14 protein-coding genes are annotated in these 21,376 nt (G+C 60.9%); 11 read left to right on the top strand and 3 right to left on the bottom strand.

All coding sequences use genetic code 11. From position 1 onward, the window contains the following. Nucleotides 1-27: 27 nt before the first annotated feature. The 4 genes from BLW03_RS08035 to BLW03_RS08020 are packed head-to-tail and all read left to right on the top strand — an operon-like array spanning nucleotide 28 to nucleotide 7,910. On the top strand, nucleotides 28-1,050 hold the full coding sequence (locus tag BLW03_RS08035; RefSeq protein ID WP_074653242.1) for an AAA family ATPase: 1,023 nt from the start codon (nucleotides 28-30) through the stop codon (nucleotides 1,048-1,050). Continuing rightward, entirely contained in the window at nucleotides 1,022-1,942 is a 921-nt protein-coding gene (locus BLW03_RS08030; RefSeq protein WP_244502009.1) for a DUF58 domain-containing protein, read from the top strand. The genes BLW03_RS08035 and BLW03_RS08030 overlap by 29 nt, the downstream gene beginning before the upstream one ends. Continuing rightward, nucleotides 1,942-3,993, top strand: coding sequence for a vWA domain-containing protein (locus BLW03_RS08025; protein WP_074653238.1), 2,052 nt, complete (start codon nucleotides 1,942-1,944; stop codon nucleotides 3,991-3,993). The genes BLW03_RS08030 and BLW03_RS08025 overlap by 1 nt, the downstream gene beginning before the upstream one ends. After that, nucleotides 3,990-7,910, top strand: coding sequence for a hypothetical protein (locus BLW03_RS08020; protein WP_074653236.1), 3,921 nt, complete (start codon nucleotides 3,990-3,992; stop codon nucleotides 7,908-7,910). Before BLW03_RS08025 ends, BLW03_RS08020 begins: the two co-directional genes overlap by 4 nt. Before the next feature lie 5 nt (nucleotides 7,911-7,915). Here BLW03_RS08020 and folP read toward each other — a convergent pair whose 3' ends face one another. After that, nucleotides 7,916-8,785 carry a dihydropteroate synthase gene (gene folP / locus BLW03_RS08015; RefSeq protein ID WP_083350399.1) on the bottom strand — a complete coding sequence of 290 codons (870 nt, stop codon included), beginning with the start codon at nucleotides 8,783-8,785 and terminating at the stop codon, nucleotides 7,916-7,918. 106 nt (nucleotides 8,786-8,891) lie between these two features. Here folP and dacB point away from each other — a divergent pair, with 106 nt between their 5' ends. Further along, entirely contained in the window at nucleotides 8,892-10,493 is a 1,602-nt protein-coding gene (gene dacB / locus BLW03_RS08010) for a D-alanyl-D-alanine carboxypeptidase/D-alanyl-D-alanine endopeptidase (protein ID WP_074653234.1), read from the top strand. On the opposite strand, the gene BLW03_RS08005 is transcribed toward dacB, so the two are convergent. Then, nucleotides 10,490-11,788, bottom strand: coding sequence for an MFS transporter (locus BLW03_RS08005; protein ID WP_139285143.1), 1,299 nt, complete (start codon nucleotides 11,786-11,788; stop codon nucleotides 10,490-10,492). The genes dacB and BLW03_RS08005 overlap by 4 nt on opposite strands. 236 nt (nucleotides 11,789-12,024) lie before the next feature. Here BLW03_RS08005 and BLW03_RS08000 point away from each other — a divergent pair, with 236 nt between their 5' ends. The 6 genes from BLW03_RS08000 (at nucleotide 12,025) to BLW03_RS20385 (ending at nucleotide 17,434) form a co-directional block, all read left to right on the top strand. Further along, nucleotides 12,025-13,440: a CHASE2 domain-containing protein gene (locus tag BLW03_RS08000; protein WP_170834987.1), complete on the top strand. Its 1,416-nt coding sequence runs from the start codon at nucleotides 12,025-12,027 to the stop codon at nucleotides 13,438-13,440. After that, the gene (locus BLW03_RS20830; RefSeq protein ID WP_212733162.1) at nucleotides 13,376-13,531 is read left to right on the top strand and encodes a hypothetical protein; all 156 of its coding nucleotides are present in this window, start codon (nucleotides 13,376-13,378) and stop codon (nucleotides 13,529-13,531) included. The genes BLW03_RS08000 and BLW03_RS20830 overlap by 65 nt, the downstream gene beginning before the upstream one ends. A gap of 498 nt (nucleotides 13,532-14,029) precedes the next feature. Further along, the gene (locus tag BLW03_RS07995) at nucleotides 14,030-14,527 is read left to right on the top strand and encodes a hypothetical protein (RefSeq protein ID WP_074653229.1); all 498 of its coding nucleotides are present in this window, start codon (nucleotides 14,030-14,032) and stop codon (nucleotides 14,525-14,527) included. Between the two features lie 56 nt (nucleotides 14,528-14,583). Further along, nucleotides 14,584-14,913, top strand: coding sequence for a hypothetical protein (locus BLW03_RS07990; RefSeq protein ID WP_074653228.1), 330 nt, complete (start codon nucleotides 14,584-14,586; stop codon nucleotides 14,911-14,913). 970 nt (nucleotides 14,914-15,883) lie between these two features. After that, nucleotides 15,884-16,711: a DGQHR domain-containing protein gene (locus BLW03_RS07985; RefSeq protein WP_212733161.1), complete on the top strand. Its 828-nt coding sequence runs from the start codon at nucleotides 15,884-15,886 to the stop codon at nucleotides 16,709-16,711. Nucleotides 16,712-16,714: 3 nt separating this feature from the next. Next, the gene (locus tag BLW03_RS20385) at nucleotides 16,715-17,434 is read left to right on the top strand and encodes a hypothetical protein (protein ID WP_139285141.1); all 720 of its coding nucleotides are present in this window, start codon (nucleotides 16,715-16,717) and stop codon (nucleotides 17,432-17,434) included. A 730-nt stretch (nucleotides 17,435-18,164) separates the two neighbouring features. Here BLW03_RS20385 and gyrA read toward each other — a convergent pair. After that, nucleotides 18,165-21,164, bottom strand: a complete 3,000-nt coding sequence (gene gyrA, locus BLW03_RS07975) for a DNA gyrase subunit A (protein ID WP_083350398.1) — start codon at nucleotides 21,162-21,164, stop codon at nucleotides 18,165-18,167. Between the last annotated feature and the right edge of the window lie 212 nt (nucleotides 21,165-21,376).

The following is a 21,376-nucleotide window of genomic DNA, read 5'->3' as shown; positions in this document are numbered from 1 at the left end:
GCACGAAGTGAAAGGGAACCGACACGCATGGCGTTCACTGACTTGAATCCCGACGCAGCACAGCTCCAGACACGCATCGAGCGCTTTCACGTGGTGCGCGAAGATATCCTGCGCCAGGTACGCGAGGTAATCGTAGGCCAGGATGAAGTGATTGACCAGGTGCTGATTGCGCTGTTCGTCGGTGGTCATGTGCTGCTGACCGGCATGCCCGGCACGGCGAAGACGCTGATGGTGCGCACGGTGGCGGACGCGCTGGGCCTGGTCTTTCGCCGGATCCAGTTCACGCCGGATCTTATGCCGTCGGACATTACGGGTACCGACATCATTGAAGAAGATACGGTGACGGGTCATCGTAAGTGGACGTTCGTGCAGGGACCTATCTTCGGCAACATCGTGCTTGCGGACGAGATCAACCGCACACCGCCGAAGACGCAGGCTGCACTGCTGGAGGCGATGCAGGAGCGCTCGTGCACGGTGCGCGGGCACGTCTATCAATTGCCTGCGCCTTTCTTTGTGCTTGCCACGCAAAATCCGATTGAACTCGAAGGGACTTACCCACTACCCGAAGCGCAGCTTGATCGCTTCCTGTTCAACAGCATCCTCGACTATCTCAGCCCTGAGGATGAGTTGAAGGTTGTCGATCTGACGACGGCAACTCGTACGCCGAAGATTGTGCCGGTGACCCATGCGGAGGAGCTTCTTGGCTTTCAAACACTGGTGCGGCAGGTCCCCATTGCGGAGACACTCGCACGGTATGTCGTGAACCTGGTCCGTGCCACTCGTCATAAGAGCGACAACGCTCCGGACTTTGTGAAGAAGTATGTCAGTTACGGCGGCAGCATTCGTGCGGCACAGTTCATCGTGCTCGCTGCAAAGGCTCGGGCCTTGTCGCGCAAGCGGTATCACGTCACCTACGAGGACATCACCGCCGTTGCAGTGCCAGTGTTGCGTCATCGGATCCTGCTGAACTTTCATGCGGAATCTGAGCGCATCGACACGGACAACATTCTTAATCGTTTGATTGCTGCGATTCCGCAGCCGAAGGGCTGACACGGTGCAACGCTTCCTCGATCCCGCGGTGCTTGGCACCATCTCCTCGCTGGACCTGCTGGCGCGCACGGTTGTGGACGGCTTCGTCGCCGGCCTGCACCGTTCGCCGGACTTTGGGTTTTCGCAGGAGTTCGCGGAGTATCGCGCGTACGCGCCCGGGGACGATCTGCGGCATGTCGATTGGAGCTTGTACGGGCGCACCGATCGCACTTACATCAAGCGCTATCGCGGTGAGACGAACAGTCAACTTACCGTGTTGCTGGATGCGAGTAACTCAATGGAGTTCACCAGCGGCGGCGTCAAGAAAATGGACTACGCGCGCTTCATAGCGGCGGCACTTTTCTATCTCGCGATCAAGCGGCAGCGCGATGCTGCGGGTCTAATCGTCTTTGACGATGAGGTGCGTGATTACGTTCGGCCCTCCGTGCGCAACGGGCAGCTTGCTCGTCTGCTCGGAGGTCTTGAAGCTGCAGAGCCGCGTGCCCGGACGGATTTTGGTAAACCACTGCAGCATTTTCAGGAGTTGTTGCACCGGCGCGGTATTGCCATCGTCATCTCCGATTTTTACGAAGATCCTGAGCTCGTTGTGAAGACCATTGAGCCGCTACGCTTCCATGGCAATGAGGTCGTACTCTTTCACATTCTCGATCCGCAGGAGGTGCGGCCGGTAATGAATGGGCCGTCGGTGCTGGTGGATCTTGAGACGGAACAACGCATTGAAGTGATTCCGGAATACGCGAAGACGACGTATCGCGAGAAGATCGACGCGCATGTCGAATCGTTGCGATCGAAGACGAAGGCGGCCGGCATGGATTATCAGTTGCTGCTGACTGATCAGCCGCTCGACAATGCCTTGCGTGAGTACCTCACACTGCGACAGGCGGGCAACTGATGGGACTTCTTTCTCCATGGTTCCTGGGTGGTCTGCTCGCGCTGGGTGTGCCGGTGTTTGTGCACCTGCTGAAGCGTCACATCACCGTACCGAGGCCTATGGCGTCGCTGATGTTCTTCGAGCGCGGTACACAGAGCTCTACGAAGCACCGGCGATTGAAATACCTGTTGCTCTTCGCGCTGCGTGCGGCTCTGCTGTTGTTGCTGGTGCTGGCATTTGCGAACCCGTTCCTCCGTCGGCCTGCGAGCGATCCGACAGGGAGACTGCTGCTGATCGTTCTCGACAACTCCTTCAGCATGCGCGCGGGTTCGCGTTTCGGGGACGCGAAGCAGCAGGCCTTGGCCACGCTGAATGCGAAGCCTTCTTCCCAGAAGGCGCAGATCGTTGCGCTGGGCGGTCAGGTTGCGATGTTGACGCAGCCCATCGAGGACCTGGCGCAACTACGCAATGCGTTGGAGGGTATCCAGCCTGGCGATGGCCACGCCAGCTTTGGAGAGCTTGGTCGGAATATTCGCACGCTGGGCGAGCAGATGAAAGGCCCTGCAGATCTGCACCTGTTCAGCGACATGCAGAGGTCGGCCATGCCCGCGAACTTCGCAGACATGGTGCTGCCCGCGGAGACAAAGCTGATCGTGCATCCCGTGGTGAAGGGGGTGGCGGTGCCTAACTGGACGGTCGCCAGTGTCGATGCGCCCGCAGAGCTTGCCGATCCCAAGGACACGAAGAAGTCCCGCGTGCTGGCCGTGATTGCCGGGTTGAATACGCCTGCTACTTCGAAGAGCGTGTCTCTGTTGGTGAACGGCCGCAGCATCGCGACTAGGAAGGTTGAAGTGCCCGCGAACGGGCGCGCGACGGTCGAGTTTTCTCCGCTCGACATTGGTTATGGCTTCAACAAGTGTGAGGTGCGCGTCGATGCGGCGGATGCCTTCCCGCTGGATGATGCGAGTGTCTTCGCGGTGCGTCGCTCCGATCCGCAGAAGGTGCTGTTTGTGCGCGGCCTTGGAGATACGCGCTCCGAACTTTACTTCGGAACAGCGCTCACTGCGGCGGCGCAGGCTTCATTCACCATGCAGGCGGCGAGCGCGGCCAGCACGAACGATCTTGACCCTTCGCGATTTGCTTTTGTTGTGCTCTCCGATGCCGTCGCACTGCCGCCTATCTTCGAGCGCAATCTGCAGGACTACGTGAACAAAGGTGGCAGCGTCTTCATTGCCCTGGGCACTGGAGCGGGACATCACGCTCGTATCCCGCTGTGGGGATCTGAGGTGAAAGACAATCGCGATTTCTCGCGCGGCGGTGGTGCGGCGACAACTGTGGGACAGGTCGACTTCACGCATCCTGCGCTGGCAGATGCGCAGCCCGGGCGCGATAACGGTGGCTGGGCGGAGACGAAGATTCTCTATGCATCGGTCGTCGATGCGGGCAATGCGCGCGTGGTGGCGCGGCTTAGCGATGGCACGCCCCTGCTGCTCGACAAGCCGATGGGCGAGGGCCATGTGTTGCTCTTCACGACAGGCTTCGACAACCTGACGAATGACCTGCCGCTGCATCCGGTCTTCGTTGCCTTTGTCGATCGCACGGCACGGTATCTCAGCGGGACGGAGCGGTTGAGTGGATCGCGATTGGTCGACAGCTTTGTGCAACTGCGTAACGGCGGGGTACCCGCTGGGGCAGTTGCAAGCGCTGAGGTGGTCGATCCCGCGGGCAGACGTCCGCTGTCTTTGGAAGAGGCGCGTACTGCGCAGGCATTCCGGTTGGATCACGCGGGCTTCTACCAGGTGCGGTTCGCGAACGGCAAGGACGCTGTCATCGGCGTGAACCCCGATCGGCTTGAGAGCGATCTGCAGCCTATGCCGGACGACACGCTGCAGCTGTGGACTGGCAGCAACACCGCCGCACCGGCGGAGGCGGCGCAGACCGCAGCGGCCAGCGGAGTGAAATATCGGCCCGTTGGGTTGTGGTGGTGGGTTATGCTGCTTGCACTTCTCGTAGCGCTTGCGGAGATCGCGGTCTCCAGCGGCTACATGGGCACGCAGCGGGAGGACGCATGAGCAAACAGAGCGAGCTTCAGAGCTATATTGCACGCGTTCGGCGCATGCTGCAGGTGCGCGCCGGCCTTCGCGGTGCGGCTGTCTTCTTCGCCACGGCACTGATCCTGACCGTGCTGCTGGTTCTGTTCCTGAACCACTACGCCTTTCCAGAGAACAGCACCGTCAAGGCACGACTGGTGCTGATCGTCGGCCTGATCGCCGCCGCGGCTGCTGGTCTCTTCTGGCCGTTGCTGCGACTGACCAGGTCGTGCGCGGTGCACGATGCCGAAGCGGCACATCCGCAACTGGAAGACCGTCTGCGCACCTTTCACGAGCGCGATGCCGATACATCGAATCCCTTCTTGGAATTGCTTGCCGCCGACACGCTCACACGCACAGCGGAAGCGCCGCCCTCGTCCATGGCACCCGCACCGATATTGGCTGCTCTGGCCGGTGTTACCGTTGCTTGCTTTGGCGTTCTTTTGTGGATGATCTATGCCGGTCCGGGCTACCTGGGCTATGGTGCATCGCTGCTCTGGACCGGGCCGAAGAAGACCGAGCAGCCGCTGTATGCGATCAACGTGCTGCCCGGTGACGTGGCCGTACGGCGAAACAGCGACCAGCTCATCACCGCGCAGGTCACGAACCTGCATCCGGAGAAGGTTGAGATCTTCGCGCATTTCAACAGCAGCAACGGATGGGAGCCGGTAGCCATGCAACCCACGGCATCCATGACCGGCAATCCGTCGTATCAGTTCACCTTCACCGGCCTACCGGAGAACGTCGAATACTACGTCACCGCAGGGCCGCTCACATCGCCACACTACAAAGTGCGCGTGGTCGATCTGCCGTCCGTGAAGTCCGTAAAGGTGACGTATCACTACCCGTCATGGACTGGCATGAAGACAGAGACGAGCGACCATGCCGGCGATCTTCGTGCCATTGAGGGCACAAACGCTGAGCTTGAGATCGAGATGGATCGGCCGCTAAAGGACGGCAACCTGACACTGGACAGCGGCGGTACCGTGCATCTGACCAGCGTCGTGGGGAACAAGTACAAAGGCACCATCGCTATGAACAAGGACGGTGCGTATCACGTCGCAGCCACCAGCGACGGGCAGCCGGTGCGGTTGAGCGAGGACTACTTCATTGCGACCGACAAAGCGGAGGCACCGCAGATCGCCATCGACAAGCCCGGCCGTGACTACCGCGCGAGCCCCATTGAAGAGGTTACTGTCGGCGTGAAGGGATCGGCGGAGTTCGGCCTGCGGGATATGCATCTGCACTACTCGGTCAACGGTGGTCCAGACAAAGACATCGCGATGCTGAAACAGCCGGGCGCGAAGAATGCAGATGGCTCCTACACGCTGCGACTCGAGGACTTCAAGATGCAGCCGGGCGACCTGGTCAGCGTCTACGCGACTGCCCGTGACGGCCACGCGGAGGCGAAGACGGACATCAGCTTCATTCAGGCCGATCCCTTTGAGCGCGAGTTTTCACAATCGCAGCAGGGTGGCGGTGGAGGCGGTGGTGATGGTGGTGGCGGGCAGCAGGGCGGTCAGACCGAGATTTCCAAGCGCGAAAAGGAGTTGATCGCGCAGACATGGAAACAGATCAACGACAAGTCGGCAACGGAGAAGACAGCGAAGACGCAGGGCGACTTCCTGAGTGGTGCTCAGTCGAAGCTGCGCGATCAGGTAATGGCGCTCTCCGCGCGCATCAACAGCCGCGATCTGGCGGGCGCCAACGAGGAGTTCACAGGCTTCGAAAAGGACATGCAGGAAGCCGCGAAGAACATGCTGCCTGCCAGCGAGAAGCTGGCCGTGGTGAAGTGGCAGGACGCGTTGGTCAGCGAGCAGAAGGCGCTGCAGGCGCTGTCACGCGCGGAGGCTACCTTCCGCCAGATCCAGGTCGCCTTCGGTCAGCAGGGCGGTGGTGGCGGCGGCGGTGGACAGAGTTCTGGTCGCGATCTCGCAAGCCTCTTCGACCTGGAACTCGATACGGAAAAGAATCAGTACGAGACCGCGCGCACATCGTCTCCGCAGGAGGAGCACGCCAAGGAAGTCGAGGACGCTCTGGCGAAGCTGGACGCCCTCGCGAAGCGGCAGGAAGAACTCGCGAACCAGCAGAAGAATCCCCAGCAGAGCTTCCAGGAGCGCTGGCAGCAGGAGATGTTGCGGCGCGAGGCCGAGCAGTTGCAACGGCAGATGGAGCAGCTCGCAAAGAACGGACAGCCGGGACAGCAAGGGCAGTCGGGCCAGTCCGGACAACAGGGCCAGTCTGGACAGCAGGGCCAGTCCGGTCAGCAGGGACAGAGCGGTCAGTCGGGCGGCCAGGGCGCCCCCGGCTCCCAGGGCGGCGGATCTTCGGGCTCGCAACAGCAGGCGTCGTCACGGCAACAAAACGGTGGCCGCAATGGAACGAAGTCTGCTTCCGATCAGCGGATCGAGCAGGCGCTGTCACGCATGCGTTCCGCGAATGATGCGATGAAGCGCGCGGGCACATCCGGACAGTCACAGCAGGGCAGCAGCACCGAGGCGCAGCGGCAAGCCGCCGAACGCCTCCGCGAGGCGACGGGCCTGCTGGGTGGCGCGCAGCAGGACATCGCGGGCAATCGCCTGGGATCGCTCTCCCGCGAGGCCGACCGCCTGCAGCAGGAGGAACGCGCGCAGTCCGAGCGCATCAACAAGTTCGCCTCTTCGACGGAGAATCAGAACTTCGATCGCGATTCCATGATGCGCAAAATCCAGGAGCGCAACCAGCTTTCGGCAGACCGCCAGGAACTCTCGAACAGCCTGTCGAAACTGCAGAAGGACATGCGCGAGACCGCGCGGCAGATGGCCGGCAGCCAGCCTGAGACATCGAAGAAGTTGCGCGACGCGCTGTCGGAGATGGACCGGTCTGACCTGGACAATCACATGCAGCGCACCGCGGACTGGCTGCGCAGCGGGATCAATCCGAACTCCAATGGCACGGAGAAGAACATTGCAGACGGACTGTCGAAGCTCGGCCTGCAGCTGCGTGCCGCTCAGGGCTCCGTCGGCAAAGGATCGCTGGCAGTCGGAGCCGGTGCAGACAGGGGCAAGCCGGATCAGACAGCAGCGCTCGGACAGGTGGAGCGTCTTCGCAGCCAGCTGCAGGCGATGCAGGCTGCCCGACAAGGCACGGCGCTGGATCGTGGCCAGGGCAACGGCAAGGGCGCGAACGGCCGCGGCGGCCAGGGCAACGGCAATCAACAGGGGCAGCAGAACGGCCAGGCGCAGGGCGGAAATCAAGCCGGTCAGGGACGCAATGGCAGCGGTCAACAGTCTGCGCAGAACGCCCAGGCTGGGGGACAGCAAGGCGGTCAAGGACAGCAGGGCGGTCAGGGTAGTGGTCAGGGCGGCGGTGCTCAGCAGGGCGGCGGCCAGCAGGCTGGCAATCGGGGCGGCGGTGCACTCTCGCGCGGTAACGACATCGGTGGCGGTGGTGAAAACGGTCGTGTCGGCGACATCGGCAACCGAGTCGGCGGAGGTGGTGGTCAGGGCGGCGTCTTCGGCGGATCGAACACGGGCAACAACACCTACGCAACGGGCGGTCCTCGTTATGGAGCGAAGGGGACGGAAGGCAATCCTGCGGACACAGAGCGCACCTTCCAGCAGAGTCTGCGCGACCTGCAGGCGCTGCGTGGCATGGTGAAGGACGACCCACAGGCGCAGAAGGACCTGGCGGAACTACAGCGGCAGATGCAGGGTCTTGATCCCACGCGCTTCCCCGGCAATCCGGCGCTGGTGGAGCAGATGCATGGCGAAGTGTTGCGCGCTGTCGACAAGCTGGAGTTGCAGTTGCAACGCTCCGGCGACACAACCGATGCACATACCGGCAAGGCATACACAGTGCCTGCGGGTTACAACGACTCGGTAGCCGATTACTACCGGCGACTCAGTAAAGGGAAGTAAGACCTCTACAGCTTCCGGTCTGTTGCGCTGGCTGACAGCATGGCGCCGCGTACATCGTGCACGCGCACGATATGGGCACCTGCGCGGATGGCTTTCGCATCTGCCGCGTGCGTTGCGGCATCACGTGTTGCTGCAGACTTCGACGGGGCAAGAAATCCCTTCCGTGACAGACCTACAAGCAGTGGCAGGTCGAGTGTCTGAAGCTGTTTGAGCCCCGCGAGCAGAGCCCAGTTCTCCTCACCGCGTTTGCCAAAACCGAATCCCGGATCGACCGCGATGCGCTCGCGCGCGATGCCTGCAGCAAGCGCCGCTGCGACCCGTTCCCTTAGTCCTTCGACTACCAGAGGAACGACCGCATCACTTGCAATGGGCGGTTGCGCGGTCCACTCGGAGGGCAGGCCACGCGTGTGCATCACCACAACGCCGCATCGCAGATCCGCACAGGTTGCGAGCATCGCCGGATCCCAAAGGCCGCCGCTGACATCGTTCACCATCTCAGCGCCTGCTTCCACTGCAAGCCGTGCGGTACTTGCGCGATAGGTGTCGATCGACACGATTGCACCCGGCCGAGTCCCAACGATGCCCTCGATGACGGACAGAACGCGGTGCTGTTCCTCCAGTGCCTCAAGCGCAACGTCAGTCCCTGCAGACGTTCCAGGTCGCGTCGACTCGCCACCGATGTCCACCATGTCCGCGCCGTCATCCAGCAGCTGCAGTGCGTAGGCCACAGCGGCCTGCGTGGTAGCGTGTTGGCCGCCATCGCTGAAGGAGTCTGGCGTGACATTCACGATCCCCATCACAAGCGGGTATACACCCAACGTCAGCGCGCGCGTGCGCAGTTGCCAATCGAAGTGCGCTCGCGCAGAAGGAGACATAAGAGCATTTTATGCAGCTACAGAATCGGCGTGCTCTCACATCCCGCACTTGAGACGTGGGTTCAGCATCTGACGCAACCGCAGCGTTCCTTGCTACACTCGCGGCATGTTCCGCAAACTCTCCGTTGCGATCGCGCTCGGCATCGCACTCTGCGCGCACGCGCAGACGCCCACAGCGCCACCCAGCTACGCTGACCTGCCGCTCGCAGAGCAGATCACGCGCATCACCAGCGAACCGGGCGTGGTGCGCGCGCACTGGGGCGTCAGCGTCACGAGGCTGGATGGCACGCCAGTCGCTGCGATGAACGATGGTCAGCTCTTCCAGCCAGCGTCGAACGCCAAGCTCTTCACGACGGCCGCGGCGATGGCGCTGCTGCCCATGGATGATCACCTGAAGACGCAGGTGATCGCCAGCGGCAACTACTACGGGAAGGGAACTCTCGACGGAAACCTGGTGCTAAAGGGCGTTGGCGATGCCAACTTCTCCGGCCGTCCTGTGCCGTTTGTGCGTGTTCCCGCAGGCACGACGGCACCGCATCGCGACGAGCTCCGTTACATCGACGAACTCGCCGACAAGGTGAAGGCTGCAGGCATCACGCAGATCAAGGGAGACATCGTCGGCGACGACTCACTCTTCCCCAACGATCTCTATCCAGCAGACTGGTCCATCGATGACTCGCCCTGGTACTACGGCGCGCCGATCAACGCGCTCATGATCGCGGACAACGCCTTCAACCTGAAGGTGCTGCCAGGCGCTGCGATCGGCAGCAAGCCGACGGTAGTGATGGATCCTGCGTTGCCGTTCTACACCGTTGACATGCAGGCCACAACGACGACGAAGGGCGGCGAATCCGCGCTGGACATCCAGCGCAGCATGGGCTCGCGCGTCATCCGCATTTACGGCACACTCGCCATCGGCTCTGCACCTTATTCGCAAGACATGAGCATCGCTGAACCCGCAGAGTATGCTGCCGCAGCGTTGAAAGCAGCGCTCGAAGCTCGTGGCGTCCTGGTGAGTGGGACCACTACGGCGAAGCATTCCAGCTTCTACGAGACTTCCTTCACACGGCATTCGACTGAGCCTGTAAACAACCTGACTCTCTCGCCGCGTCGTAAGGTGCTGCTCGCCGCGCCAACGTGCTCCGACTGCGGCACTCGTGTGCTCGCCGAACATGTCGGTCCGTTGCTTCGCGACGACATCACCATCACCAACAAGACCAGCGAGAACCAGCACGCGGAACTCTTCCTGCGGCAGCTTGGCTTCTACTACTTCGGTTCGGGCACGTCAGCACAGGGCGCGCGCGTGGTGCGTTACTTCCTCACCAAGACAGTCGGCATTGACGGCGACGACTTCTTGTTCTTCGACGGCTCAGGTCTTAGCGGACACGACCTCGTCACGCCTCGCGCTGCCACCAAGCTGCTGGCCTACGCTGCTACGCAGCCTTGGGGAGCGTTCTGGAAGGACTCGTTCCCAGTCGGCGGGGAAGACGGTACGTTGCGGGCGCGCTTTCCTGCGGCGCCGCTGAAGGACCATGTCTTCGCCAAGACGGGAACGCTCAGCGAGGCGCGTGGTCTCTCGGGCTACGTCGACTGTGCCAGTGGGCAGACGCTGATCTTCTCCATCATGGTCAACGCGCACACGCCGCGCACCAGCGACGACCAGAAGGCGATGGATCGCATCGTTGCTGCCATTGCTGCGACGAACTAGGCAGCCTTCGCGACGCTCTCGAGCTCTTCTTCACTTGCAGGCGGCTTCGGAAAGCCTCCGCCAAACTTACCCACCAGCGCCAGCACGATGGTGCCGAGCACCAGACTCAGCGCGGCGTCGACAGCCAGCGCGCCGTTCGCTCCGCCGTGGCCTGAGCCGCGACCGTCCATGAAGACCGAGCCTGCGATGGCCAGGTTGCAGGCCGCGATGCACACCGAATACTGCGTGGCGGACAGCGGATTGTCACGGCCGACGATCTGGAAGACCAGCGCGCTCGTTGCCGTGTAGTTGATGCCTGCCATCAGGTTGTAGAAGAACAATCCGCCGGCGAACATCCACGGTGTGTGTGGGCCGAAGATCATCACCAGGTTCCCAAGCGCAGCGAGCATTGCAGGTGCGATGAACAGTAGGCGGCGATCGATACGGCTGCTCAGCGGGCCGCCGATTGCTGCTCCAATCGCGCAGGCGATGGTGAATAGCAGGCCGACCGACAGGTTCGTCAGCTCCGGTCCTGCGTGGAAGTCCCCACCCATGCCACCGAACAGGTTCTGCAGCGCAAACGTCGCAGACGGCACCACGAAGACCATCAGAGCGAACAGGTAACTCGGCTTCTTCGCCGTCGCGCTCAGGTCGTGGACGAGCTGTCGCATTGCCTCGCCGACCGGGCGCGGCTTGCGTGCTTCCTTTGGCAGGAAAAGCAGTGGAATTGCTCCGAGCAGGATCGGAATCGGCACCAGCACCGTGGCCAGTGGCAGCGGCAGGTGTCGAATCTCCCACACGGAGAGCGCACCGCCCGCGCCGGTCAGCGCGAGGTAGCTGATGTTCATCCACGCGCTCACGGAGCCGTGCAGCTTCGGTGCGACCAGGTTGGGCACCATGCCGCCGATGGCGCTGGTGTAAACCTGATTGCACAGGTAGCCGAAGAACAGCACCAGCATCAGCGTCACCGATCCTGCGCCGTGTCCGGCATTGTGTCCCGCGGCGTTCAGCAGCGGGACGCTGAAGCCTAGGCAGATCGCAGCGGTGATCGCCAGCAGACCAGCCCATACGCGACGTGGCAAGCCACAATCTACCAGCGGTGTGACGAGGAAGCTGACATAGCTCGCGGTCAGGATCAGCGTCACGATCTCTGCGACGCGCTCCAGCGAGACGCCTCGATCCGGCAGCAACTGCGACAGGCTGACCGCGGCGAAGCCGTTGAACGTACCACCGTACAGAATGCCGAACATCCAGGGCGGATAGTACCGTCGAGCGCCTGCAGCTTCAGGAGATAGATCGCTTGTGCCGGAATCCATTGCCGCTATCGTACCGTCCGCTGAGCTCGCCAGTCGCTTGAGACGGCGGTCAATTCGCGCGAATCTGCGAATCGGCTTTGTCGCTCGGAGCTGTCGGCGTTAGGCGATATGGCCGGGACACCGGTTTGGTGGATGGATTACAAAGAGACAGATAACCGGAAATCTGGGGAACTATGCTGCGGCGATCCGTCCCGGCAGGGCTGCGATGGATTCTGCACCGCGGTGACGGAGATGCGATGAACGCACGGCCTGCAAAAGCACATGCGCGCTTTGGACATCATGGGCGATGGTCGCATGTGTGGCTGGCGTTGTTGTACCTCTGCGCGTTGAGCCTGCTCATCATCTGGGAGTATCGCGAGCGGCTCGACGTGCTTTCCAGTGAGTGCGTGTTGCGCGATGAGACGCGGTCCAGCGCTTACAGCCAGTGGTATTCCAAATTCCTGGGCTGGGCGAGCCCGGTCACCACGGGCCACGTAGTCACCGTCGTGATTCCCGCGGAGCTGGAGGAAGTGCAGAGCAACGTCTGCCTTGGCCGAGCGTATCTGGCAGATGTTCTTCGAGCCGTCGCGCGCGAGAATCCTTCGGTCATCATGGTCGACAAGTTCTTCAGTCCGAATGCGTGCAGCCGCGAACCCGCGACGACCGATGCGCTGCTGCAGGCGGTGCGTTCGATCCATGCACCGATTGTGGTGGGGGAATCGACCGACGGCATCGAGGAGCGCGTGGGCAACGCGTGCCTTGTGCGCAAGCCGCAACTGGACTTCGCTTCCGCCAACGTGGTGCGTGGCCTGACAAGGCTGGACAGCGAGACGGAGCGGCTGCCACTGCGCTGGCAGGTGCTGGAATCTTCTCCAGACGAGCACGTTCAGCATGCCGAAGCGGAACCGAAGGCAGAGTTCGTCGACTCGCTGATGCTCTCAGCCGTGAAGCAGTACGATCCGGCGTTCGCGCAGCACCGCAGCGTCCAGCGGCTGATTGACCGGGACGATCATGCCTACGCGAACCTCGCAATGCCATTGCCGCGTGTGACTACGACCGAGTTGCTGTGCTCGTCCGGCGATGACGCCGCGCGACAGCGCTGGGGAGTTCCCTGCACCGGGCAGGCGTTACCGGCGCGGCTGCTGGGCAAGGTCGCGGTCATCGGCTCCGAGAGCAACACGGACCTGAAGACCGTGCTCGGCCGGCGCATGTGGGGCTTCCAGCTACAGGCCGTATACGTTGAGAGCCTGCTCTCCGGCGACTACCTACGCACGCTGCCGATGGCATTCAGCTTCGGTCTGTTCGCAGTCTTTGTGCTCGTCATGGAAGGTCTTCCGGTCGTGCTCGTCACCTATCGACCGCACTGGAGGAACAAGTTTCTGCTGCGGTACGCTTACCCGCGCCAGCGGTATGTGTGGGTGGTGTTCTGGGCAGTTGTATTGATTGCTGGAACGTCTGTCCTGGCACTTGCCCTGCGGTTCCTGCCTCCGCTGCTCATCTTCGGAGACATTCTGTTCATCGCGATTACACGCCTGTTGCACTTCTCGGCGGAGTCGGTTGAACACCCACTCGTCCACGCTCATCACCATCACCGAAAGGATGAACACCATGCCAAAGATCAACCTGCTCAACTCGAAGCTGGTTCCTACGAAGCTGAAACCCACCAAGGATGATTCGCTGCCGGATGCCGGTCAGCCCGACCCGCCACCCATGCAGTTCGCTGCCATGAGCCGACCGGGCACGGAGGGTGGGACGCAGGGCTGAACCACGGCCACTGAGGACCCTCCCCCCCCCGCCATTTCCCGTAAAAATTAGATTCCAAAGGAGTTGACGTTTCCCGAAACGGTAAAAATTAGATTCCAAAGGACTTATACGCAAGAATTAGATTCGAAAGGACTTACGGCGCACGGAGGGCTTCTTTGCTACTTGCTCGATCCGAAGTGAGAGCATCCCGAAGCCAGATGCCCGGCAGCCGTGCCCGAGTGCGCCTAAGATCGGGTGCCCCGCGCAACGGCGTCTCGACACCGAGGGAAGCCCTACTTCCATTGTAGTGAGCGGTGTCAGCAAACCGGCCAACCAATTTGCGCTCGTAAACGACTCATAAGGTACAGCTTACGATCACTACGGGACGCCCAGGGGCTTGACAGCGATTCAAGCTCCCGCTCCGTGAACTTCGAAAATACGTTCTGAGGCTGCGCAGACGTTCCGCACATAGCCGACAGACTCTTGCCTTGCGACCCGCCTGCCGTTTGAATGGCGTCCATGCAGCGATTCATGCGAGCGCCCCTTGCGACGTTGATGGTCTTCGTCTGCCTGCTCTTCACCACGGGTTGCCACGTTGTGCTCGTCATGGGGTATGACGACGTGGTGGACCATGGGCTGAACCAGGTGCAGCAGGACACCGAACAGTTCCTTGGCCAGCTTGAGGCTGACACGGGCACGCCCGCTGCCTCCTACGACAACACGAAGACGTTCTACATCCGGGAAGACGCTGCGCTCAAAACCGTTCGCACACGCGTGCAGTTCCAGCCGAAGAGCACCGAAGTGCTCACCCAGATCGACGCGCTCACCAGCTCCCTCCACCATCTCCAGACGTTGCACCGATCCGCAGGCCCGAACGGGCCAAGCCTGGAAGTGGTGGAGCTTGCCAGCGCGCCGCTTGAGTCGGAGTTCGCCTCCATCGCGCGCCTCCAGGTCGCACTCAGGACACGCCTGAAGGGTGTCCCTCCCAACGCGACCGCACCGCCGATCTCCAAGTAGACCGATCCATGCAATGCCCAAACCCGTAGCGCCCACCCTGTTCCAGTAGGTGATGCATGAGCTTCTCTCCCGACGAAGTGCTGCCCGCGATGATTGCCGCCGCTAAGGTCCCGCTGCTGAATGGATGGGCCGCCGCAAGACCTGTCGTCACCCAGCAGTTGAGCGCCATCGCGCTGCAGACCGAGCACATCTCCAACCAGCTCGCACTGGGGAAGATCACCCAGGCAGAGGCGGCGGAGCTCTTCGCCATGGAGCAGGACGCCGCAACCAGCATCCTTGCGGAAGTCGAAGGTGTCGGCAAAATCACGGCAGAGTCCGCCATCAACGCCGCCATCGACGCCGTGGGCGGCATGATCAATGGCGCCGTGGGATTTGCACTGGTTTAAATCGCCGGGGTCATCCGCATGGAGCGGCCCCAGAGGCCGGGTGCCTATCCTTTGCGAAGCAAAGGGTGGGTTGGCTTTTCGAACGAAGTAGAACCGCTCACCCTGCAGACTCCACGCCCCATCCGCATCGCTCGTCGCGCCGCGCGCGATAACCCACCCTTGCGCGGGAAGCCGCGAAAGAATGGGGCACCCGGCACCCGTCGGAACCCCGAACTCAGAGCTCCGTTGGGCGGCAACTCCTGTTGGAACGCTGACCCCAGCGAGGCGACACCTCCACCCCAAAGACTTCCAGCCCCTATTCGAGCAGGACGGCGGTGAAGGGAAAGCCGGGGCCGCAACCCAGATCGATTACGCTGCTGCCCTGCGGCAGTGTCTTCGCCCATCCTCGCACCTCCGTCACGCCGAGGTCGGCCGCGTGGGTGCTGCGGTTGCCACGGGTTGCGAGCCATTGGGCGGAGATCGCTTCGTAGCCGCTGGATGGGTGCGGTGGGGCATCTTCACCTCTCCGTGGGGAATAGGAATGAAGAACGCATCACATCTTTGAAGGTGGTCTTGTCCGCTTCTCGCAATGCCACGGATGTTTGCGGACGCCAGCTCCATTTGAGCGCGTGCGTCGCGCTTCACGGCGGGGTGCTTTAGCTAGCAATAAAAACCACTTACAGCGGTGGTGACCTAGCAGTGGACTCCGACGCCAAAGACGATCCTCTTATCCGGAAGGTCTAGTAGGATTGCCGTAAGAATCCGATCCAATTGGAGCTTCCGTGCCCGCAAGAGCTTACCCATGCGTCAAAGTGAAACAGGCTCATCGCCAGTTCATACTCACCAAGATGCAAGCTGCCCATCTGACGAGAATTGCATATGCCTCGATCCGTGGTGAAAACGACGAGGAGGGTGCCGTACAACGCTTTCTGAACCCAAGGCGTATCGCGGGGCTCAAGCAGTTTGCGATGGAGGGTGGAGACTATCCAAATTGCATCGTATTGAATGGGTGTCGAAGGATAAGCTCCTTGTAGCCGGCGGAAAGGTCACGCTTGCGGACGCCCCCCGTTGCGCCCAAATAATTGATGGCCAGCACCGAGTAGCAGGGCTTAAGGACGCCATTAAGAGCGACAAAACGGTTTCATCCGTTGAGATACCAGTGGCAATTTATGAAAATTTAGACACACGTGAGTGCGCAGACATTTTCTTGTCCATCAATACGGAACAGAAGCCTGTTTCGCGAACGCTCGTTTTCGATCTTTACGGCGTCGCGAGCGAATACCTTATCGACGAGACAGCATTGCGTGCTAAGGATATCGCGACAGCGCTAAACGAAAGTGACGAGTCGCCGTATCGCGGATGGATCAAGTTCCCAGGCTCGCCGCGCATGAAAGGAGGAATCGCCCTCTCGACAGTTGTTTCAGCTTTGAAGCCTCTAGTGGATAACAAAGGCCCGCTCGACAACGCGAAGGTTCGCGAACTCGAGAGGCAAACCTCCGTTCTAATTAATTTGTTTGGGGCGCTAAACGATAAGTATGGCGATCAGTGGAATTCCCCTGATAATCCTTTTCTTTATGCATCGGGTTTTCTAGGCGCCCTTCAGTTGTTCAGGAACAAGATCATTGACTATTGCACCAGCAAGAAATCGTTCAAGAAGGATTTGATAAGCAGTCTTATCAACATGCCAAAATCACAAAGATTGAAGCAGTCTGAAGTGCGCGGGCAATCAGGAAGTAAGGCGGTGTCGTTGATATACGATCGCCTGCTTGAGATGTACGAGCCGGAGGATAACAGCGGCGACCACGAGATTGAGATTTGACGCGTGCACGCCGCGAATAATTATTTATACGGAATTGGCAAAGCTGTGCGCCAAGCGGTAATTGACAACTCTGAAGCGCAGGCTTTGGGGCTATTTTTGCTTGCAGATGCGAATGACTATTTCCAGTCGGCAGCAGTGACGTTCTTCGATGCACTTCGAGGAATTGAGCTAGGTTACTTCAGTTGGGCAACGGTGAAGTTATATTTCGTGTTTTATTCGCTTCGTGCGCGCCTAGCGCTCAATCGTGAGTGCATTTTCTATGCTGGTCATTCTCCGTTAGCGCTTGAGGCATCGGATAATGCCAGTCCTGTAAAGCTTTCCGGTACTACTCATAAGGCTGTAATATCCCGATTTTCATCGCGTTTTCCCAATGACTATTTTCTTTCTCAGGACATAGGTGGGAAGCCACCTCTCGATTGGTTGATGGCGCTACGCGAAGATGCCAATTATCGGAACTCAAGGTTTTCTGAACCTGTAGCTCCAAGTCATTTGACTTTTGCAGCAACGAACGACCTTCGCAAAGTGCTGACCGCCTATACGACGGATGACGTTTACGTGTTTGATGAGCAGCACGCAATAGTTGCGTATCCATTCAAGATGTTAAAGGCGCTTCGCCAAGCCATGCCATCTGCACCGCTAGCTTTCAACGAGGCCGATTTTCTTCGCCAGAGCTTGCGCGACCACGAAGGCAATCAGGCGACCTTAGAGTGCCTACTCATCTAATTGGTAGTTACATCTGGATTCGAAGTTAGGCAAGAATGGACGGGCCAACGGAAATACGTCTGCCCTTCCCCTTGCTACTTCAGTTCGTCTGTTTTCGGGGTTGGCGATGTTGCCTTTGAGTGTTTTGCTTTATGCGGGTGTTGGGGCGGTTGTGTATCGGATTCGGCTGGTGGTTGGGTGATCTGGGGTGCTTGGTCGCGCCTTGCGCGATAACCCACCCTTTGCTTCGCAAAGAATGGGGCGCCCGGTTTCCGTGGCTTCCTGTGGGGTTCTTTCTCCATTCAGGCTTGGACAGGCTGACCTCAGCGGCTGAAGCCGTTCTTCGTGCCGGGAGGTGTGGCACGGCTTAAGCCGTGCCCTTACGAGGGGTTCGCGCTTTGCGCGGACGGGTTTGTGTTCCTCGGATGTGTTGGAGACGCCCTAGATATTAAGGCGGTCTGAGTGATTCGCTGCCTTCCACATTTGTGGTGAGTGAGCGGAATGCAGGTCCTTCGACTTCGCTGCGCTTCGCTCAGGATGACAATGCTTTGGGGGAGGAGGGCTGCGCTTCGCTCAGGATGACAATGCTTTGGGCGAGGAGGGCTGCGCTTCGCTCAGGATGACAATTCTGTTTGAGGGAAGAGGGCTGATCTCCACTCAGGATGACGATGCTATGAGGAAAAAACGAGGGGCCGACGCGTTTGCGTCGGCCCTTTGTTGTCACGTGTTGGTTTGGTTGAGTGCGAGGCGCCTACTGGATGGTTGGCGGCTTGGTTTCGCTCTCTTCCTTTACTTCTTCGGGTGGGATGGTGACTGCGGCGGCTACCTTGTCGGCGTCGTCCAGGTCGAGGAGTTTTACGCCCATGGTGGCTCGGCCTGCTGCGCGGATGGTCTTGGTGTCGATGCGGATGATCTTGCCGAACTGGCTGATGACCATGAGTTCCGTTGTTTCATCGACGAGCTGGATGCTGGAGACCTTGCCGATCTTGGGCGTGGTGCGCATGTTGATGACGCCCTTGCCGCCGCGGGACTGGAGGCGGTAGGCGTCGACGTCGGTACGCTTGCCGAAGCCGTTTTCGCTGACGGTGAGGATCAGGCAGGGCGTGACGCCGAGCTGCTTGTCGAGGGCGTCGAGACGGTCCGAGTGGTTTTCCGGGGTGCCGGCTTCGACGACGACTTCGTTCGGGTCGCCTTCGAGTTCGAGCGGTGTGTTGGACTTGGCGCGGGCGATGTCGTCGATGGCCTGTTGGACCTGTTCGACCATGGACGGCTTGCCGGGCTTGGGTGGGTTGGCGGCGTCGAGCTTTGCGGCGAACTCCAGGCGCTTGCGGTTGCGGCTGGCTTCGCTGGGGGTGACGGCGGCGCCGATGACGTAGTCGGACTTCTTGAGCGTGATGCCCTTGTTGCCGCCGGCGTTACGGCCCATGGGACGGAGGCCGCCGGAGCGTTCGGGGTCGTACTTCTCTTCGAAGCGGATGGCCATGCCCTCGCGGGTTGCGAGGAAGACGACGTCGTCGCCGCTGGTGACGCGGACGGCGATGAGTTCATCGTCCTTGTCGATGTTGATGGCGATGATGCCGCGGGCCATGACGTTGGAAAAGTCGACGAGCGGTGTCTTCTTGACCACACCCTCTCTCGTCGCGAAGAAGACGAACTTGCCCTCTTCCTTCAGGTCGCGGACGGCGAGGTAGTTGACGATCTTTTCGCCGGGCTGCAGCGCGAGCATGGAGGCCATGTGTTTGCCCTTGCCGGCGGATGCGACGTCCGGGATCTCGTAGATCTTCATCCAGAAGACGCGGCCGGTGTTGGTGAAGAAGAGCAGGTAGGCGTGGGTGCTATCCACAATCAAAGAAGCCACGAAGTCTTCTTCGCGCGTCTTCATGCCCAGGCGACCCGTGCCGCCGCGGCGCTGCTGGCGGTAAGTGGAGATGGGCGTGCGCTTGAGGTAGCCGGAGTGCGAGACGGTGACCGCCACCTGCTCGTCGGCGATGAGGTCTTCGAGCTGCAGTTCGGCTGTCTCGTCGACGATGATGGTGCGGCGGACGTCGCCGTATTTGTCGCGGATCTCTTCGAGCTCCTTGACGATGACCTTGCGCAGCTTCTTCTCGCTGGCCAGGATCGATTCGTACTCGGCGATGTTGTCGCGAACCTTGTTGAGTTCGTTGAGGATCTCGTCGATGGAGAGCTGGGTGAGGCGGTAGAGCTGCAGTTCGAGGATGGCGTCGATCTGGCGGTAGCTGAGGATGAGTGTGCCGACTTCGCCGGGGGCGAGCGCGACGGGCAGCAGCGTGGTGTCGACGCCATACTTGCCTGCGTCGAGCGTGACGCCTGCGAGTTCGGTGCCGCGCAGGTTGATGCGGCGGCCGCTGAAGAAGGCGAAGAGGTTCTCGCGGGCGTCTGCACGGTTGTTGCTGTTGCGGATGATGCGGATGACCTGGTCGAGGTAGTCGAGCGCGATCTGGTAGCCGAGGAGGAGGTGCTCGCGCTCGCGGGCCTTGCCGAGGAGGAAGGCGGTGCGGCGGCGCACGACGTCGATACGGTGCTCGATGAAGGCGCGGATGGCGTCGGGCAGCGGCAGCTCGCGCGGCTGGCCGTTGTGCACGGCCAGGAAGATCATGCTGAAGCTCTCCTGCATGGAGGTGTTCTTGAAGAGCTGGTTCAGAACGATCTCAGGCTGTGCGCCGCGCTTGAGTTCGATGACGATGCGCATGCCGTCGCGGTCGGACTCGTCACGGACGTCGCTGATGTCTTCGATGACCTTATCGGTCACGAGTTCGGCGATGCGCTTGATGAGGTTGTTCTTGTTGACCTGGTAGGGGATCTCATTGACGATGATCGACTCGCGACCACCCTTCAGGTCTTCCGTGGCGCACTTGGCGCGCATGAGGAAGCGGCCGCGGCCGGTGCGGTAGGCCTCGCGGATGTTGCGCTTGCCGAAGATGAAGCCGCCGGTGGGGAAGTCCGGACCCTGCACGTGGGAGAGGACGAGGTCGAGCTCTTCGTCGCGGCTGAGGCCGGTCGCGTTCACGAGCGCGATGGCTGCGGAGACGATCTCGGTCAGGTTGTGCGGCGGAATGTTGGTGGCCATGCCGACGGCGATGCCCGACGAACCGTTGACGATCAGGTTCGGGAACTTCGCGGGAAGGACCGTGGGCTCGAGCGTGGACTCGTCGTAGTTGGGCGTGAAGTCGACGGTGTCCATGTCGATGTCGGCGAGCATTTCGCCGGCGATCTTCTGGAGGCGGGCTTCGGTGTAACGCATGGCGGCCGGCGGATCGCCGTCAACCGAGCCGAAGTTGCCCTGGCCGTCGACCAGCGGGTAGCGCATGGAGAAGGGCTGCGCCAGGCGGACCATGGCGTCGTAGATGGCGGAGTCGCCGTGCGGGTGATAGTTACCCATGGCGTGGCCGACCACCTTGGCGCACTTGGTGTATTTTTTGTTGGCCTGCAGACCCATCTCCTGCATGGCGTACAGGATGCGGCGATGCACGGGCTTCAGGCCGTCGCGAACGTCGGGCAGGGCGCGGCCGATAATGACCGACATGGAGTAGTCGAGATACGACCGGCGCATCTCTTCTTCAATGTTGATCGGGATCATGAAGAGCGCGCCGGGGCCGGTAGAGCCGGGAGGCGTGGCACCGCCGTCACCACCGCCCGCGGCGGCTGCCGCTGGAGGTGTCGTTTCCTCAGGATTTGAGCCGTTTGGGGTGCCGTCTGGGCCGTTCGGGAAGAGGTTCTGATCGTCTGCCATGTGTGACTTAAGTATAACTGCTGCGTTACGTCAGGAGGCAGGTTTGACGCGGGTCCGATGCGTGAGGAGGCTGCACGAAAAGAGGGATCGGGGACCAGGGAACAGTTCCCAATTCCTCATCCCTGATCCCCGCTCCCTGCCCGATATTGGCGGATTTTGGCATGCCGGGTGACCGTGTGGCGGTGTGGCCGCATCTACTTGTCCGGTAAGGC

Source organism: Terriglobus roseus, assembly GCF_900105625.1.
Taxonomy (GTDB): Bacteria; Acidobacteriota; Terriglobia; order Terriglobales; family Acidobacteriaceae; genus Terriglobus; species Terriglobus roseus_B.
The sequence above is the reverse complement of the archived record's forward strand: the minus strand, read 5'-3'. Positions and strand labels throughout refer to the sequence as shown.

Coding starts and splice junctions, on each gene's coding strand:
- BLW03_RS08035 (WP_074653242.1), top strand. CDS start 28: ATGGCGTTCACTGACTTGAATCCCGACGCAGCACAGCTCCAGACACGC.
- BLW03_RS08025 (WP_074653238.1), top strand. CDS start 1,942: ATGGGACTTCTTTCTCCATGGTTCCTGGGTGGTCTGCTCGCGCTGGGT.
- BLW03_RS08020 (WP_074653236.1), top strand. CDS start 3,990: ATGAGCAAACAGAGCGAGCTTCAGAGCTATATTGCACGCGTTCGGCGC.
- folP (WP_083350399.1), bottom strand. CDS start 8,785: ATGTCTCCTTCTGCGCGAGCGCACTTCGATTGGCAACTGCGCACGCGC.
- dacB (WP_074653234.1), top strand. CDS start 8,892: ATGTTCCGCAAACTCTCCGTTGCGATCGCGCTCGGCATCGCACTCTGC.
- BLW03_RS08005 (WP_139285143.1), bottom strand. CDS start 11,788: ATGGATTCCGGCACAAGCGATCTATCTCCTGAAGCTGCAGGCGCTCGA.
- BLW03_RS08000 (WP_170834987.1), top strand. CDS start 12,025: ATGAACGCACGGCCTGCAAAAGCACATGCGCGCTTTGGACATCATGGG.
- BLW03_RS20830 (WP_212733162.1), top strand. CDS start 13,376: ATGCCAAAGATCAACCTGCTCAACTCGAAGCTGGTTCCTACGAAGCTG.
- BLW03_RS07995 (WP_074653229.1), top strand. CDS start 14,030: ATGCAGCGATTCATGCGAGCGCCCCTTGCGACGTTGATGGTCTTCGTC.
- BLW03_RS07990 (WP_074653228.1), top strand. CDS start 14,584: ATGAGCTTCTCTCCCGACGAAGTGCTGCCCGCGATGATTGCCGCCGCT.
- gyrA (WP_083350398.1), bottom strand. CDS start 21,164: ATGGCAGACGATCAGAACCTCTTCCCGAACGGCCCAGACGGCACCCCA.